At 41.5% G+C, this 14,451-nt stretch carries 9 protein-coding genes; all 9 read right to left on the bottom strand.

Translation table 11 applies throughout. From position 1 onward, the window contains the following. Nucleotides 1-14: 14 nt before the first annotated feature. Entirely contained in the window at nt 15-2,423 is a 2,409-nt protein-coding gene (locus IEV69_RS03615) for a 3-hydroxyacyl-CoA dehydrogenase/enoyl-CoA hydratase family protein (protein WP_188439547.1), read from the bottom strand. Next, nucleotides 2,416-2,877 carry a MarR family winged helix-turn-helix transcriptional regulator gene (locus IEV69_RS03610; protein WP_188439545.1) on the bottom strand — a complete coding sequence of 154 codons (462 nt, stop codon included), beginning with the start codon at nt 2,875-2,877 and terminating at the stop codon, nt 2,416-2,418. Before IEV69_RS03610 ends, IEV69_RS03615 begins: the two co-directional genes overlap by 8 nt. 183 nt (nt 2,878-3,060) lie before the next feature. Further along, a complete protein-coding gene (locus IEV69_RS03605; protein ID WP_188439543.1) occupies nt 3,061-3,468 on the bottom strand; it encodes a hypothetical protein in 408 nt (135 codons plus the stop codon). A gap of 140 nt (nt 3,469-3,608) precedes the next feature. Continuing rightward, nucleotides 3,609-5,387: an AMP-dependent synthetase/ligase gene (locus IEV69_RS03600; protein WP_188439541.1), complete on the bottom strand. Its 1,779-nt coding sequence runs from the start codon at nt 5,385-5,387 to the stop codon at nt 3,609-3,611. Nucleotides 5,388-5,466: 79 nt separating this feature from the next. After that, nucleotides 5,467-6,216, bottom strand: a complete 750-nt coding sequence (locus IEV69_RS03595) for a LytR/AlgR family response regulator transcription factor (RefSeq protein WP_188439539.1) — start codon at nt 6,214-6,216, stop codon at nt 5,467-5,469. Nucleotides 6,217-6,220: 4 nt separating this feature from the next. Next, nucleotides 6,221-8,047 carry a sensor histidine kinase gene (locus tag IEV69_RS03590; RefSeq protein WP_188439538.1) on the bottom strand — a complete coding sequence of 609 codons (1,827 nt, stop codon included), beginning with the start codon at nt 8,045-8,047 and terminating at the stop codon, nt 6,221-6,223. A gap of 2 nt (nt 8,048-8,049) precedes the next feature. Next, complete coding sequence (locus IEV69_RS03585; protein WP_188439536.1) at nt 8,050-9,246, bottom strand: histidine kinase; 1,197 nt, start codon at nt 9,244-9,246, stop codon at nt 8,050-8,052. Between the two features lie 137 nt (nt 9,247-9,383). Continuing rightward, a complete protein-coding gene (locus IEV69_RS03580) occupies nt 9,384-10,526 on the bottom strand; it encodes a T9SS type A sorting domain-containing protein (RefSeq protein WP_188439534.1) in 1,143 nt (380 codons plus the stop codon). Between the two features lie 160 nt (nt 10,527-10,686). Continuing rightward, nucleotides 10,687-14,355, bottom strand: a complete 3,669-nt coding sequence (gene purL, locus IEV69_RS03575) for a phosphoribosylformylglycinamidine synthase (RefSeq protein WP_188439532.1) — start codon at nt 14,353-14,355, stop codon at nt 10,687-10,689. Between the last annotated feature and the right edge of the window lie 96 nt (nt 14,356-14,451).

Genomic DNA, 14,451 nt, shown 5'->3' with positions numbered 1-14,451 from the left:
ACCTTGCGACTTTACTAGTTGCGTAAGGGTTTCCCCGTCTTCAGCATATGCTGTATGCGTTCCAGTGTTTTTCTTTCGGTACAGAGTGACAGGAAGGCTTCGCGTTCCAGGTCGAGGAGGTAGCGTTCGCTCACCAGTGTTGCTTCTGAAAGGTCTCCACCTGCCATGACATAAGCGAGTTTGTCGGCGATTTTTCTGTCATGCTCGCTGATGTAATTCCCGGCGACCATCTGGTCTGTTCCCACGAGGAACATTCCCAGGGCTTGTTTGCCCAGTACTTTGATGTCGGTTCTTTCGATAGGCTTGGTATAACCGGCTTCTGCAAGTAACAGGGCGTGTTTTTTCGCTTCAGCGAGCTGGCGGTCTTTGTTGACAACTACGACGTCTTTTCCTTTTTGAAGGATGCCGAGGTCATAGGCTTCGTAAGCTGATGTAGCTACCTTCGCCATACCAATGGTCAGGAAGTATTCACGCAATACGTTTAGTTCCACATCGTCTTTTTTGAAGGTGTCTGCGGCGCGCACGGTCATTTCTTTGGAACCGGCACCTCCGGGGATCACCCCCACGCCAAATTCCACCAGGCCGATATACGTTTCGGCGGCAGCTACCACTTTATCAGCGTGCATACTCATCTCACAGGCACCACCCAGGGACATCCCGTGGGGAGCGACGATGACCGGAATGGAGGAGTAGCGCACCCGCATTATGGTATCCTGGAAGTATTTAATGGCCATATTGAGTTCGTCATATTCCTGCTCTGCAGCCATCATAAAAATCATCCCGATGTTGGCACCCACAGAGAAATTGGATGCCTGATTGCCAATCACGAGTCCGTTGTATTCTTTTTCAGCCAGGTCTATGGCTTTATTGATTCCGGCGAGCACGCCTTCACCAATGGTGTTCATCTTAGAGTTGAACTCCAGGTTGATGATGCCATCACCCAAATCTTGTATGGACGCTTCTTTGTTGCTCCATACTTTTTTGCTTTCGCGGATGTTGTTCAGGATAATAAAGGCGTCCTGACCGGGGACTTTGGTTTGTTTTTTTGATGGGATATCATAATAATAGGTAGCTCCATCTTTTACAGTGTAAAATGTTTTATTACCTGAAGCCAGCATTTCGTTTACCCAGTCTGCTGCCTGAAGGCCTTCGGCTTTAATGAGCTCAAGTCCTTTTTCAACGCCTATGGAGTCCCAGATTTCAAACGGACCGTTTTCCCAGCCGAAACCGGCTTTCATCGCGTCATCTATTTTGTAGAGCTCGTCTGAAATTTCAGGGATGCGGTTGGATACATAGGCAAACATACCTGCAAAGTTCTTGCGGTAGAATTCGCCTGCCTTGTCATCACCGTCCACCAATACCGGAAAACGATCAATGGGCTTGTCGATGGTTTTGGTTTTTTCGAGGGTAGCGAAGTTTGCTTTTTTGGTTGACTGGTATTCCAGCGTGTTGAGGTTTAATTCTTTGATTTCGCTGCTGCCGTCATCATTTTTAATTTTTTTGTAGAATCCCTGACCGGTTTTGCTTCCCAGCCATTTGTTTTCAACCATTTTTTCTATGAAATCAGGTAATTTAAAGAGGTCGTGGGCTTCGTCGTTTGGGCAATTTTCATAGATACCGTTGGCTACGTGCACCAGCGTATCCAGTCCAACCACATCAACGGTTCTGAAGGTTGCCGATTTAGGGCGGCCGATGACCGGTCCTGTAAGTTTATCTACTTCAGTAACGGTGAGTCCCATTTCTTTTACCTGGTGAAAAAGGCTCTGGATTCCGAAAATCCCGACACGGTTTCCGATAAAGGCGGGGGTATCTTTGGCAAGTACCGAGGTTTTTCCCAGGAACTTTTCACCGTATTCATTTAAGAAGTCCAGTACTTCCTGAGAAGTGTCCGGCCCCGGAATGATTTCAAAAAGTTTCAGATAGCGCGGCGGATTGAAAAAGTGGGTTCCGCAGAAGTGCTTTCTGAAGTCTTCGCTTCGGCCTTCATTCATAAACTTGATGGGAATACCTGAAGTGTTTGAAGTGATGAGTGTGCCCGGTGTGCGGTGTTTTTCAAGATTGTCAAATACTTGCTTTTTGATGTCCAGGCGCTCTATGACCACTTCTATGATCCAATCTACATTTTTGACTTTGGCAATATCGTCTTCCAGGTTACCGGTGGTGATGCGGTTTACAAAACTCTTGTGGTACACCGGTGACGGTTTTGATTTGACAGCGCTTTGCAGCGACTCGTTCACGATGCGGTTGCGCACGGCTTTGTCTTCAAGGGTCAGTCCTTTTTTCTGTTCGGTGTCATTCAGTTCCCGCGGAACAATGTCAAGCAAGAGCACTTCCACGCCAATATTGGCAAAGTGCAGTGCAATACCGCTTCCCATAATTCCGGAGCCGATGACGGCTACTTTGTTAATTCTACGTTTACTCATATTTTTTAAATACTAAATCGTTTGTATATATTTTTTTATTGGAGATCATTTCGTTGATGGCTTCAGTGACTTCAAAGAAGTGTTTCAGTTTTTCTTCTGAAATCTGACTTTTGATTGCCTCATTAAACTTCAACACCCTGTCTTTGGAATATTCTCTTTTTTCTTTACCAAATTCTGTCAAGTAGATTAATACGCCCCGCCCGTCTTCAGGGTTGGGTTTTCTGATAATCAGCCCGCGTTCTTCCATGGATTTTAAGGTGCGTGAGAGGCTAGTGGCTTCCATGCCCATACGCGGTCCCAAGGATGTTGAAGGGGTGCCTTCTTCAGGATCGATACTCAAAAGGGCAAATCCGGTGGCCATCGTGCTTTCAAACTTTGAGGCTTCTTCATTATACATGCGTGTAACAGCTTGCCAGGTGGTGCGTAATGCATAATCTATGGTAATATCTTTCATATGTATTCCCTTTAAAGAGAGGGTTTTATTTTTATCTGATGAAGCAATAATCTCAAAAGATACATCTCATGAAATGTAAAGATACAAAAATATACTATGCACGCATAATAAAAGGGTATTAATTTTTTGTAAAAAAAAACTCCTCACGGGGGAGGAGTCTGGGAATTGGAAATTAGGGTTTATTTAATCACCTAATTTACCGTTAACCACTGCAATTACTGCACCGGTTATAGCACTTGAAATAATCATAACAATTACATCTGCACCAAAATGGCTCCAGTTGTAATCAGGATAGCAGGGCATAGCCATAGCAAAAAAGTTCCAGGTTAACCCCATAAAGAGTCCTATGAGGGCACCAGCTTTTGCGCCGGTTCCCAAGGTTGAAATTTGTGCCCACTTCGTATAGATGTAAGCGATAAATAAGGCATAAGACAAGCAGCCCAGAAAAATCATCAACATGGTTTGCATCTCTTCGGCATTTTCTTGGCTTGGAAAGAAATCAATTAATAGAATTCCATAAAATAGCCAACCGAGAAGGAAGTAAACAATCCCGCCTGCAAAACCTGACGCTAAAAAGTTATTTGTTTTCATTGGTGAAGGTTTTTGTTAGTTGACAATAAATGTATTAAAAAGTTGTGAAAAAACATTTATTTTACTAAAAAAACCATTATACCTTAAATGAGGTCGTTATTTACAGGGTGTTTTAATGAATTAAAAAGGAAAAAAATAACTTACTTTTTATTGTAAATCTTTTCATACAAATCCATATACCGTTCTTTCACAATCCTTCGTTTTAATTTCATAGTAGGAGTGAGGTGACCTGCTTCAACACTCCAGACTTCCGGGGTGAGTTCAAAGCGTTTTATTTTCTCCCATTGGCCGAAGCGTTCGTTATAGGTTTCTACTTCTTCCTGAATGCGGGCAATGACTTTTTCATTATTACAAAGTTCTTTCAGGGAGGTACCGATATCGATTTTTTTGCGTTTGGCCCATTCTTTTACAAAATCAAAACTAGGCTGAATAAATGCAGCGGGCATTTTTTCACCATCGCCAATAACCATGATTTGCTCAATAAAGAGCGATTGTTTCATAGCGTTTTCCAGTAATTGTGGCGCGATATACTTACCACCGCTGGTTTTGAACATTTCTTTTTTACGGTCGGTTATTTTCAGGAAACCGTCTGCATCCATTTCTCCAATATCACCGGTATGGAAATAATCACCGGTCATCACTTCGGCGGTTTTTTCCGGGTCTTTATAGTAGCCCATCATTACATTGGGTCCTTTGCAGAGGATTTCGCCATCCTCGGCGAATTTAACCTCCACATGGGGAATGGGTTTTCCCACGGTTCCAATCCTGAACATTTGGTTGCGCTGATCGTTCACCGTAATAACAGGAGAGGTTTCTGTCAATCCATATCCTTCCATCACAGGAATTCCTGCAGCAGCAAAAACCCTTGCCAGGCGTGGTTGTAGGGCGGCGCTACCTGAAACCATTACTTCCAGTTCGCCACCCAATGCTTCTTTCCATTTGCTAAAAATAAGCTTTCGGGCGAGTTTAAGTTTGGTTTCATACCACCAACCATTGGCCCCATAAGGTTCATAGTTAAGCCCCAGGTTAACCGCCCAAAAGAAGAGGTTCTTTTTAAGGCCGGTTAATTCAGTTCCTTTTGCATAAATTTTATCATATACTTTTTCGAGCAAACGTGGCACGACTGACATCACGTGTGGATGGACTTCTTTTAAATTATCACTTATTTTTTCAATGGATTCAGCAAAATAAATCGAAACAGAATGGTACTGATAAATGTAAAGGATCATCCGTTCAAAGATGTGGCAGACGGGAAGAAAGCTCATCGCTCGGGACTGTCCTTCCTGGACTGGAATGCGGGGAGCACTGTCAATAACATTGGAAACGATGTTTCTATGGGAAAGCATCACCCCTTTGGGTTTTCCAGTGGTTCCGGAGGTGTAAATAATGGTAGCCAGTTCCATTTCATCAACAGCTTCTTTTCTGGCTTCTACTTCGTCCTGATTGGATTCATCATTGCCTAAATCCACCACTTCACTCCAGTTTTTACACCCGCTGATGGTGTCAAAAGAAAATACTTCTTTTAATTTGGGCACGTTTTTTTTGATGGCCAAGACTTTTTCATAGACCTCCTGATCTGAAACAAAGCAATAGATAGATTCGGAATGATTCAAAATATATTCATAATCTTCTTCGCCTATGGTGGGATAAATAGGGATGTTTTGAGCCCCGGTTTGCAATATACCAATGTCCATGATACTCCACTCGGTACGGTTGTTTGTTGAAATAAGGGCGATTTTATCGTTTTTGTTGACATCCATGCGCAGCAATCCACGCGAAACGGCATTGGCTTTATCGATAAACTCCTCAGTGGAAGTTTTTATCCAATCCTCTCCATATTTAGTTACAAGACAATCAGGAAGGTTGTTTTTTGACAACTGGTAATAGGGGAAATCAAAAAGGCGGGTTACAGTGCTCATAGTATGTTCTTATTTTAATGCAATGCAAAATAAGAAAAATTGTGGAGTTTAAGAGTTATAATATTAAATGGGATTAATCTTAAATCAACATTTGCATAGCATCCAGAAATTTTTCTTTTTTGTTCCTGGAAATACTCACAATGTCGTCATTATTCATTACAATATACCCACCATCTGATTTGACATATTTTTTGACTTCTTTGAGGTTGATGAGGTAACTGTTGTGCACCCGCATAAAATGTTGGTCTGTTAACATATTTTCATATTCCTTCAAATGCTTGCTTACCAGAAGTTTTTTTCCGTTACCCAAAACAAACGTCGTGTATGAGCCCCCCGCTTCACAATACAGTATTTCGTTGGTGTTTATAAACTCAAATCCGTCTGCTGTAGCCAGACATATTTTGGAGAGTTTGGGTTGGTTGATGTTTTGCAAAAGTGTTTTCAACTGCCGATTGTATTCCATTCGGTTTTTGATCTTTTTAGCTTTTTCAACAGCGTTTTGAAGTTCTTCCAGGTCAATGGGTTTTAATAAGTAATCCAGCGAACTGAATTTAACGGCCTTGATGGCATATTGGTCAAAAGCGGTGGTGAAGATCACTTCAAAATTAATTTCGGGCAGTTGGGTAAGGATGTCAAATCCGGTGCCTGACTGGAGCTCTATGTCCATAAAGACCACATCAGGTTTGGCTTTGGGAATGATCTCCAATGCTTCCTTAACGGAAGCGGCCAAACCAATAACCTCCACGCCTTCACAAAATTTTTCGAGCAGGTTTTTGAGTGTTTCCCGGCTATGCGTTTCGTCTTCGACGATGATTGCTTTTAAATCCATAAGATTAATTTTTTGGTATTTTTACAATAACCCTAGTTCCGGCAGCATTTCCTGAGGCATCTGTAAGGTCTTCAATTTTATAGGCCTCTACCTCGTATTCTTGAGATTTTAAAACTTCAATGCGTTTTTCAGTGAGTTCAATGCCCCTTGAAATCTTTTTTGGTTTTGTGGTGTTTTCATAAAGTGAGTTGCTTGCTTTTCTGCCTATGCCGGTGTCTTCTATGGTTGCCGTGATATAGTGTATATCTTCTGAAAATGTGATGGTTACTTTTTTTTCACCATCCTTTTTAGGAAGCAAACCGTGAAGAATGGCGTTTTCCACAAAGGGTTGGATGATGAGTAAGGGCACTTCCAGCAGTTGGGTGTCGAGGTGTTTTTCAGCATTGATTTCATATGAAAAACTACCGTCAAATCGAAGGGATTCCAAGTCGAGATAGGTTTCCAGCAACTTGATTTCTTCAGCTAAGGTGACATTCTTTTCAATGGAGTTTTCCAGAGTTGATCGCATCAGTTGGCTAAATTTTGATAGATATTTCAACGCTGCAGAGGTATCACTCTTTAAAATCAAATGCTGAATGGAACTGAGGGAATTAAAGATAAAATGCGGATTCATCTGTGCTCTTAATGCCTTGATATAATTCTCAATGGCTTCTTGCTGAGCGGCGATTTTTTCCTGATATTCCAATTTTATCTTATATCCCAGACCCAGACCAAAAATAATAATCTCAATAAGGGCTCCTGTTTTTACATAATAGGCATATCCTGTTAAAAAAACCATTACAGACCCTGCTGAATAAAAAAAGGAGCCAAAAACAATGAAATAAGTGAGCTTGTTCTTTAAATGAAACAAGAGATAAACAATGCTCAAAACGACAAAAGTTGTTATGATAACTGCTCTTATGTCCAGTAAAAACGCGTGTAAACTGAAATTTTGCATCAACAGCACGGCACTGTCAAAGAGTAATAAAACCGTCAAAAACAGTACTGCAAAACGGATGCCTGTATTGAGTTTTGGATAGCGTGCAGCAGTGTTGAGATAATACTTTACAAAGAGGATGTAAAATATATTTGAAAGTATTTCAAAAAAATTATTCAGGAAAAAGGTAGTAAAAGAGAAACTTCCAAATGTGTCTGTATACGATTCAAAAACAAACCTTCCAAAATATACAGCCATACAGGTTACATAGAGCACATACAACAGATAGTCTTTTTTTCTGTTGATGAAATATATGGTCAAAGCAATGATTGTAATTATGAGCGAAACCCCAAGGAAAAAATACGTTAATGCTTTGCTGTTAAAATGAAATCTTGAAATATAGTTTTGCTTATAATGCTGAACGGTATCACTGTAACATTTAAAAGGGTGCTTGCTGAAGTTGTATTTGACATTCAGTTTTTCAGCTTTTAAATACAGGTATTTGGAATCTATGAGGTGTTCTTGTGTAAAAGGAAATTCACCGGTAAAAGCCTTGCCGGTTTCAAAACTTCCCAAAACGGTGGAACGGATTGTGTTTTGATCCTGATAATATATTTGTGCCCTGTTGAGATATTCAATATAGATATACCAATGTTCTTTTAGGCTTAAAAGATCCAGATGTTCCGAAAAATCCAGTTGCACCCAAAAGATGTCACCGGGAGTGCTTTTTACATCTTTTTTAGTGCCGGAAAATAAAACTTTGGCATTATCGATAATGTTCTCCACAGCAAGGGTGTCCTGCTTTACTTTTAATAATTTAAAAGGGACCTGAAATTCTTCGGTATGCTGTGTCCACGAAATATTTCCACTAAAGAGGAAAAGGAAGCAGATAAAATATGTCAGGTTTAATTTCACGATTATATCAGGTTAGGGAGACACAATACCACTTGCCCGCCGGCAAATTCCTTCTTTACTTTTGTTTTTAGTGCCACTTTTTTTTTGATGTTGTAATCCTTGGTTAAATTAAGCATTCTTATCTGGTCCTGCCATTTTGAAATCTCTTTTCTGTATTCGGGAAGGTAATTTGTTTTTCCGGTATGGGTGTTTTTAAAGTTAAAATCAACATCAACCTGAACGTTTTCTTCACTAATTTTAAAATCAATATTGATATCAGCATGGTCTTTATTGCTAAAAACTGAAAATTCAATAATATTTTCCAACAAGGTTTGAAGAATAAAACAGGGTATGCGGGCATCTGAATTTGTGGAATTGGAGACTGTGTTGAGCGTGTATTCAAAACGTTTGTCATACCGCAGTTTTTGCAACCTTAAATACCAGGTAAGCATAGCGATTTCATCACTTAGAGAAATGGTTTCTTTTTCAAAATTTTTGAGGTAATAGCGGATCAGTTTACTGAAAACCGATAAATAGTTCAGTGCTTTCACCTTTTCATCTGAAGTGATAAAATACTGAATGGCATTGAGGGTGTTAAATACAAAATGCGGGTTCATTTGTGACTGAAATGCCTTTAGCTTTAAGGCAACCATTTCAGTTTGTATTTTCAACAATTTTTCCTGTTCTGTTTTTATTCTTTTTTCAGTTCTTATTTGATTGAGTTTGATTCCACATATGGAAGCTATGGTTTTGAGTATCCTTAGATGCTGGTTTGTATAATAGTTTTTTTCAGGATGCTCACAGTCTATTACACCCAGCACTTCACCGTTTGCCATGATGGGGACACATATTTCAGAAAACCGCATTTCATCATCCAGAATGTATCTGGGGTCTGCAGAAGTATCTGCGATAATTTCCGGTGTTCCTGTGAGCGCTACTGTGCCGGTAATCCCTTTACCCACAGCAATGGTGACGGGTTTGTACAATTCATAATCCTTTGGGTTTTTTGGACCATAGGCCGCTTTTTGTATCAAAGTCTTATTGTGCGAGTCGACCAGATATATGACACAATCCTTAAAGTCCAGTTTGGAAATACAGTTTTTTGCCAGGTCCCATAAAATAGCTTCTTCAGTATTTTTATTGTGAATGGAAGTGATGAAGTAGATCAGGATTTCTTCAAATTGATCAGTGTCAAACCTGTTATTTTTATTGATTTTCAAACCCATAAATTGATTAGTGAGGTTGTAAAAGGAAAAATAAATGTAGTTATTTTTTTATTTGAATTTAAAAATGCTGCTTTGCGTTAAATACAAAACAGCATTTTTTTCAACAAACTAAATAAAACTTGACAACTATTTTATTTTTTCAGGATTTTTGCTGTGGTTTTAATATCACCTGAGGTTACTTCAGCCAAATACATTCCATTTGTCAAATGTCTCATATCTAGGGAGCCTGAGGTGTTGTTTATGATTTCATTTAAAACCACTTGCCCTAAAAGGTTGTATACTTTAATGTGGTCAATTGTAGTTTTTGAACTAAAATTCAATTGTTCAACAACCGGATTTGGGTAATAGTTGAAATCTACAATAGTAAAGTCAGAATTATTCAATATTTGAGAAAGGTTGATTGAAAAGTCCCCATAAGGGTCATCCATACCTGTAAACACATAATAGGTGTTTCCGGCTATTGCCTCAATAGAAGTAATATTTCCCCCTGCACAGGGATTGTTTGGTGCATTAAACCATGTTAAGTCAGAACCTGATGTGGCATTTTCGTCCTCAGCAGTATAAAAAATTATACCACCTTCAGTCGCAGCACTACTAATGCCGGCAACAACTTGCCCGTCAATCTGAGCTGTGAATTTGTACCAAATTCCGGCCTCTCCAATATCACAACCATTGGCACCACCATCATTGGTATTAGTAGCCATTAAAAAATGAATGTCTTCTTCAAAGTAGTCTTCCATTCCATTTAGGTTAATGGCATTTTCTATCAAATCATTTTCAGGGACTTGAAATGCATTGGTAGTATTAATTAAAATATCAGATGCTACATTGTTTTTCATATATACATAATAAGTTGTCCCTGGTGTTGTTTCAATGCTTGATAAGGAACCAACAGCACATGTGTTATTTGGCTGATCTACATAAAAAAGTTCCATACCTGAAGTCACACCCTCTGCAGGACCTTCAAAGAATACAATTACGGGACTATCAGGTAAAATTATACCAGCACCCACTACCCCCACTTTGGTAGCTGTGAATTTATACCATACGCCGGGCTGTGACAATGCACATCCTGTTCCTCCCGGTGTATGATCATTTGCGTTTGTGGCATTTGAAAAATCAACTGCCTCCTCATCATAAGGTATGGGGCCATACCCAAGGTCTATTGCGTTTTCAATAAGGTCATTTGCAGGTTGTGCTATTAGTTTTGCGCTTCCCATAGTCATACATATACCAAAAATAAATAGTATAAGTAGAGTAGATAATGTTTTCATAATTAATTTGTTTTTAAATGATTATGAGGCAAATCTACTATCAGGGTAGGGTTTATAATGATGTGAATTGACCATTAGCCATTTTCAATTGATGGATGGTAAAAAACTTAAAAGCTGTTTGAAAATCAATCAAACAGCTTTTAAGTTTTAAATGTTAAGTTTACTTTTTCTCCAGCCACTCCCTTGCATTCACAAACGCCTCCAGCCAGGGTGAGACCTTGTCGTTCCTGTCTTTGGGATAATATGCCCAGTTCCAGGGGAAGGTGGAGCGCTCTAAGTGAGGCATCATCACCAGATGTCTTCCGGTTTCATCGGTCATGATGGCCGTGTTGAAATCTGAGCCGTTGGGGTTGGCAGGATAGCCTTCATAACCGTAAGTACCCACAATATTGTATTGTTCTTTTCCGTAGGGGAAACTGAACTTCCCTTCACCGTGTGCCGACCAGATACCGAGTTTGCTGCCGGCCAGAGTAGAAAGCATCACCGAATCATTTTCTGCTATTTCTACAGAGGTAAATGTACACTCAAACTTATGGCTGTCGTTGTGCAGCATTTTGGGTTTGTGTTCGTGCTCAGGATTGATAAGCCCCAATTCAATAAACAACTGGCAACCGTTGCAAACACCTAATGATAAGGTGTCTTTTCTGGCAAAAAAGTCTTTCAGGGCTTTGTTGGCTTTTTCATTGTATAAAAATGCACCGGCCCAGCCTTTGGCACTGCCCAGCACGTCACTGTTTGAGAATCCGCCCACGGCAGCTATAAACTGAATGTCTTCCAATGTCTCACGCCCTGCAATCAAATCGGTCATATGTACGTCTTTCACATCAAAACCGGCGAGGTACATAGCATTGGCCATTTCGCGTTCGCTGTTGCTGCCTTTTTCACGAAGAATAGCTGCTTTGATGCGTTTTTCTCCATTGGATACAGGTAATTTCCCGTCAAAATGTTTCGGAAACTTAAACTCCAGCGGCTGCTTTTTATAATTCTCAAAACGCTCATCGGCTTTTTGTGTGCCGCTTTGTTTACGGTCGAGGAGGTGTGAGGTTTTGTACCACACATCCCGCATTTCAGAAATGCTAAATCGTTCGGTTGTTGTTCCGTGTTTGATGGTAAGGGCATCGCTTTCGGTGACGGTTCCTATTTTGATGGCTTCTATGTTTGCCTTCGTGAAAGCGGCTTCAACAGCAGTATCGTCGTTAGCTTGAATCAGCACACCGGTGTTTTCTGCAAAGAGAATTTTGATGAGGTCTTTTTCGCTTAAAGCGGAAAGGTCAACCGAAGCCCCCAGGGTGTTGTCTGCAAAACACATTTCCAATAATGCGGTCAACATCCCACCGGAAGAAATGTCATGTCCGGCTGCTATTTGACCGTTGCGAATTAACGACTGCAGGGTATTGAAAGCGGTTTTAAAATAAGCCGCATCCTTCACCGAAGGTGCTTCATCACCAATTTCGTTCAATATTTGAGCAAAAGAAGAACCGCCCAGTTTTAAGGTGTCTTTGCTCAGGTTGAGGTAATAGATGCTTCCTTTGTTTTTTTGTAAAACAGGCTCTACCACTTGCGTAATAGCATCACAGTTTCCGGTAGCAGAAATAATCACTGTTCCGGGAGAGATCACATCGCCATCAGGGTATTTTTGTTTCATGGAAAGTGAATCCTTACCCGTGGGCACATTGATGCCCAGAGCGATGGAAAATTGTGAAACGGCTTCTACGGCTGCGTACAAGCGTGCGTCTTCACCGGGGTTGTTACAGGGCCACATCCAGTTGGCTGAAAGCGAAACCGATTGCAAGCCGTCTTTTAAGGGTGCCCAAACGATGTTGGTCAAAGCTTCGGCAATGGAGTTTTGTGAGCCCGCCACCGGGTCAATCAAGCCCGAAATGGGGGAGTGCCCAATACTAGTGGCCACTCCTTCCTTGCCGATGTAATCCAAAGCCATCACTCCGCAGTTGTTTAACGGAATTTGCAGGGGTCCCACACATTGTTGCTTGGCGACACGCCCGGTTACACAACGGTCTACTTTGTTGGTCAACCAGTCTTTACAGGCCACGGCTTCCAGTTGCAGTACCTGTGTGATATATTGGTTGAGTTTGTCTGAACTATACTTGAGTGCAGGATAGTTTCTGTCAATGGTTGTGTCTGTCATGATGGTTTTTGGCGAACTGCCAAACATATCGGCCAGTGCCAGGTCCATTGGGTTTTTGCTGTCTTGGGCTTTAAAGACAAAGCGGTGGTCGCCGGTGACGGTACCTACCTCATACATCGGGGAACGTTCGCGTTCGGCAATGCGTCTCAGGGTTTCAGTATCTTTTTGGCCAATAACGAGTCCCATACGTTCCTGGGATTCGTTGCCGATAATTTCTTTCGCCGAAAGGGTAGGGTCACCCACGGGCAGTTTTTCCAAAGCGATTTCGCCACCGGTTTCTTCCACGAGTTCGCTCAGGCAGTTGAGGTGTCCCCCGGCGCCGTGGTCGTGAATGGAAACAATGGGGTTGATATCACTTTCTACCAAACCACGAATGGCATTGGCGGCACGTTTTTGCATTTCGGGGTTGGAGCGTTGTACAGCGTTTAGGGTTATCGCGCTGCTTAAAGCCCCGGTATCTGCAGAAGAAACCGCAGCACCTCCCATACCAATGCGGTAGTTATCACCACCCAGAATAACGATATCGTCTCCCACATTGGGTTTGTCTTTGATGCTTTGATCTTTTTTTCCGTAACCGATACCTCCGGCAAGCATTATCACTTTGTCATAGCCTAACATCCGATCGGTTTCCTGATGTTCAAAAGTCAATACCGAACCCGCAATTAAGGGTTGTCCGAATTTGTTTCCGAAGTCAGAGGCACCGTTTGAGGCTTTGATAAGAATGTCGAGCGGGGTTTGGTACAACCACTTTCGGGCTGCGAGGTTTTGCTCATAGGAGCGGTTGCTTTCCAAACGGGGATAAGAGGTCATATAAACCGCTGTTCCTGCCAGGGGCAAGGAGCCTTTGCCGCCGGCGAGACGGTCGCGTATTTCGCCGCCGCTTCCGGTTGCGGCACCGTTAAAGGGTTCCACCGTGGTGGGGAAGTTGTGGGTTTCCGCTTTTAGCGAAATCACACTGTCATAGTTTTTCTTTTGGTAAAAGTCCGGTTTGTCGGCACTTTTGGGAGCGAATTGCTCTACCGTGGGGCCTTTTATGAAAGCCACATTGTCTTTATAAGCTGAAACAATCGTATTGGGATTTTCAGCAGAGGTCTTTTTAATGAGTTTAAACAGTGACGATGGTTTTTCCACTCCGTCAATCACAAAGGTGCCATTAAAGATTTTATGGCGGCAGTGCTCTGAATTGACTTGTGAGAAACCAAACACTTCAGAATCTGTAAGGGGTCGTTCCAGACGTTTGGATAGTTCTTCAAGATAGATGACTTCTTCGTCATTCAATGCAAGTCCCTCTTCTTTGTTGTAAGCGGCAATGTCTGTAATTTCTTTGATAGCTTCAGGCTGAATATCAATGGTAAATAAATGCTGATTCAGCTCCGTGTATTTTTGCAGTAGCATCGGGTCAAAATCGGCTTCTTTTTCATTGGTGATTTGAAACTCTTCTATACGGATGATGCCTTCTACACCCATATTTTGGGTAATCTCCACGGCGTTGGTACTCCAGGGCGTGACCATGGCGGCGCGGGGGCCTACAAAAAAATCCGTCGCGGGAAGTGTCAGTACGGATTCGTTTTTAAGGGTGGCATTGCCAAAAAGCCAGTTGAGTTTTTGTATGTTTTGGTCGTCAAGTTTGTGATGGGTCGCTACTGCGTAAACCGTGTTTTGTCTGGAGAAAAAGAGGATCATAAATTGCGGTGTTTGTTTGATAAAAACAAAGTGCAAAATTACGGATTTTTATTGTAAAAAAAAGCCCGAAATTTTTGTTTCGGGCTTAAATTAATT

Source organism: Planktosalinus lacus, assembly GCF_014640155.1.
Classification (GTDB): domain Bacteria; phylum Bacteroidota; class Bacteroidia; order Flavobacteriales; family Flavobacteriaceae; genus Planktosalinus; species Planktosalinus lacus.
This window is presented reverse-complemented; position numbering and strand designations above follow the sequence as displayed.

Bases quoted from the DNA above. Each gene is read 5' to 3' on its own strand.
- IEV69_RS03605 (WP_188439543.1), bottom strand. From the start codon at position 3,468: ATGAAAACAAATAACTTTTTAGCGTCAGGTTTTGCAGGCGGGATTGTT.
- IEV69_RS03600 (WP_188439541.1), bottom strand. From the start codon at position 5,387: ATGAGCACTGTAACCCGCCTTTTTGATTTCCCCTATTACCAGTTGTCA.
- IEV69_RS03615 (WP_188439547.1), bottom strand. From the start codon at position 2,423: ATGAGTAAACGTAGAATTAACAAAGTAGCCGTCATCGGCTCCGGAATT.
- IEV69_RS03595 (WP_188439539.1), bottom strand. From the start codon at position 6,216: ATGGATTTAAAAGCAATCATCGTCGAAGACGAAACGCATAGCCGGGAA.
- IEV69_RS03610 (WP_188439545.1), bottom strand. From the start codon at position 2,877: ATGAAAGATATTACCATAGATTATGCATTACGCACCACCTGGCAAGCT.
- purL (WP_188439532.1), bottom strand. From the start codon at position 14,355: ATGATCCTCTTTTTCTCCAGACAAAACACGGTTTACGCAGTAGCGACC.
- IEV69_RS03580 (WP_188439534.1), bottom strand. From the start codon at position 10,526: ATGAAAACATTATCTACTCTACTTATACTATTTATTTTTGGTATATGT.